At 68.7% G+C, this 2,619-nt stretch carries 2 protein-coding genes; one reads left to right on the top strand and one right to left on the bottom strand.

What is annotated here, in order from left to right; translation table 11 throughout:
* Positions 1 to 251, top strand: a 251-nt coding sequence (locus tag APY03_RS44355) for a tripartite tricarboxylate transporter substrate-binding protein (RefSeq protein WP_269747404.1), incomplete at its 5' end; no start/stop codon positions are given.
* A gap of 28 nt (positions 252 to 279) precedes the next feature.
* On the opposite strand, the gene APY03_RS23905 is transcribed toward APY03_RS44355, so the two are convergent.
* On the bottom strand, positions 280 to 2,619 hold a 2,340-nt coding region (locus APY03_RS23905; RefSeq protein WP_198161283.1), incomplete at its 5' end, for a LuxR C-terminal-related transcriptional regulator.

The raw sequence follows: 2,619 nt of genomic DNA, 5'->3' as shown, positions 1-2,619 counted from the left end.
CGGCGCTCAAGGGCTACGAGGCGAGCTCGTGGTTCGGCCTTCTGGCGCCGGCCGGAACGCCGCCGGAGATCGTGAACCGCATCCAGCAGGAGGTCGCCAAGGCACTGGGTGCCACGGCGGTCAGCGAGAAGCTGCTGGCCCAGGGCGCGATTCCGTCCGGCAACACGCCGGACGAGTTCGCCAAGCTGATCGACAGCGAACAAGTCAAGTGGACGAAGGTGGTGAAGGCCTCGGGCGCGAGCGTGGACTAGATTGGCGCACCCGCCAGGCGACGGCGCATCAGCCGCCGAGGCGTGCGGAGTACCACTCGGCCGCCTGCATGCGCGAGGCCAGATCCAGCCGGTCGAGGATGCGCGCGACATGGCGCTTGACGGTGTGCGGGCTCAGGCCCAGGGCCCGTGCGATCAGCTTGTTGCTTCGGCCCTCGGCGAGCAACGCAAGGACCTGGAGTTCCCGGGCACTGAGATTCCCGTCCTGGGCTGCCGAGGCACGCGGCGGCGCCAGCGAACCGTCCTTGCAGCGCTGCGCAATCTCGACCCATTGGCGCAGGGCCGCCAGCCCTTCCTTGGACGCAGCACCACCCCACGGCGCGAGCGACAGCTCGGTCAAGCCGCGCAGGCCGGTGACCAGGACTTGGCCGACATCGCCGCTGGCTGTGACGTGTTCGATCAGCGGCTCGAGCGCTCGCCAGGCTGCGGCCGGCGAACCATGGGCGAGTTCGGCAAGCGCGAGCTGTGTCCGCACCGTGGCATCGAGGCCATTCGTGTCACTCAGGGCCGTTCCTGCCGCCAGCTCGCGAAGCGTCGTCAGCGCCTCGCCGGTCCGTCCTTCCTGCATCGCCAGTTGCGCCCTGAAGGTGCGCAGGAACATATTGATGCTGGGGTTCTCCCGGTCGACCTCGACGTGGAACGCAGGCAAGTGCATGCGCACGGCGTGCCAGTCCCCGATGGCAACAGAGGCCCTCGCCACGACGTTGAGGTAGACCAGCGGCAGTTCACCGGAGTGTTCCAGCAAGGCAACATGCGCGGCGATGGCGTCGCAGGTCGCGCGCACGGCTTCCCTGTCGTCGCATATCACCTGGTAGTTGACCTTCAGTGCCAGCAGCCGGATGCGCAGACCAGGCGGCTGGCCCAGCCAACGGGAATCTTCTTCGATCCTCTGCAACGCCGCCTTCAGCTCGGCGATCCTGCCTTGCCAAAGGAACACCCAGGCTTCCGCCAGGCTCGTATTGGCCTGGAGTGACCAATATCCATCGCCTGCGGCCGCCCTGGCGCCGCGGATCAGGCGCTGGATCTGTGCGCTGACGCCGGGTCGGCTGATGAGCATGTTGACGCGGGTCTGGCAGCGAAGCCATAGATACGCGCTGCCCCCTTGAGCCAGCAGGTCGACGACCTTGGCTAGGCGTTTGCCGGGCCCCTCGACCGGGCCGTGGTAGGCCTCGTACCAGCAGTCGAGCAGTTCGCAGAGCGTCTGGGTCTCGAGGTCCATGGGCCGGGCGCGGACAGCCTGGCCCAGTTGCCGGGCCGCCGCCATCTGGCCGCAGCAGAACATGCCGAGCGCCCGCATGGCACGGGCGCGCTGTGCGTGGTCGTGCTGCCCCATGGCCTCGAACCCGGCCGCGGCATCCTCCATGACCGACCGGACCGTGCAGTAGTGGTATTGGGGCCAGACACACAGCCCTCGGGCATAGGCCAGGAAGGGCGACTGCGCCTGGATATCGGCGGGAAACTGCTCGATGAGACGAATCACCTGGGCGCCTGCATCACAGGCGATCATGTCCGGCGTGGCCTCGGCCAGGCTCTGCTGCGCCTCGTCCCAGGCGCCCGCGCGCAAGTACATGAGCGTGCGGCGCACGGGGTCTGTTTCGCCCTGGGCCGCAAGGCGCAGCAGCGCGGGCACCTCATCGGGATGATGCCGGCGCAGGCGCTCCTCCAGGAAGTCGCGGAAGAGGTCGTGCAGGCGCAGCGTCAGCTCCTCGCTGTCGAGCATGGAGACGAACAGCCGCCGTCGCTCGATGTCCTCCAGCAACCGGGCCGCGCGCGGATTGCCGCTGATCTGCTCGCAGCGTGGCACGGTGAGTTCAGCCAACAACGAGCAGCGCAGGAGAAACGCCTGCAGCTCGCCCGGCAGGTCTTCGAGGACTTCGCTCGCCAGATACTGGAACAGGTGGCGGCGGTTGTGCCAAGTGTCCTTCGGAGCCGTCGCGGCCGATCCTTCCGAGGCTTCCAGGCCCAGGCAGAGCCCGGCGGCCCAACCCTGGGTGCGCTCGTGCAGGCGCCCGGCGCGCTCCGGATCGTCCTGCCCGGTGGCATGGCGCCACAGATCCTGCACTTCCTGCCTGGAGAAGCTCAGGGCCGTCTCGTCGAACTCGGCAATCTCGCGCCGTGCGCGCCAGCGCCCCAGCGCCAGCGGCGGCTCCACGCGCGTTGCCATGACGAGCGTCCAGTTCTGTGGCAGGCCTTCGAGCAGGTGGCCCAGGAACTCGAACACGCGGGCGTCCGCGACGGCATGCAGGTCGTCCAGCACGATGACGCCGCTGGTCGAGTCGGTGGCCTCGAGCGCGCCGATCAATGCGGACGCGGCCTCGCGCAGCCGGCCCTGGGCCACCAGATCGAGCAG

Source organism: Variovorax sp. WDL1, from assembly GCF_001541225.1.
In the GTDB taxonomy this organism is placed as follows: domain Bacteria; phylum Pseudomonadota; class Gammaproteobacteria; order Burkholderiales; family Burkholderiaceae_C; genus Variovorax.
Note: the sequence above shows the minus strand (reverse complement) of the source record. Positions and strands in the feature narration are given on the sequence as shown.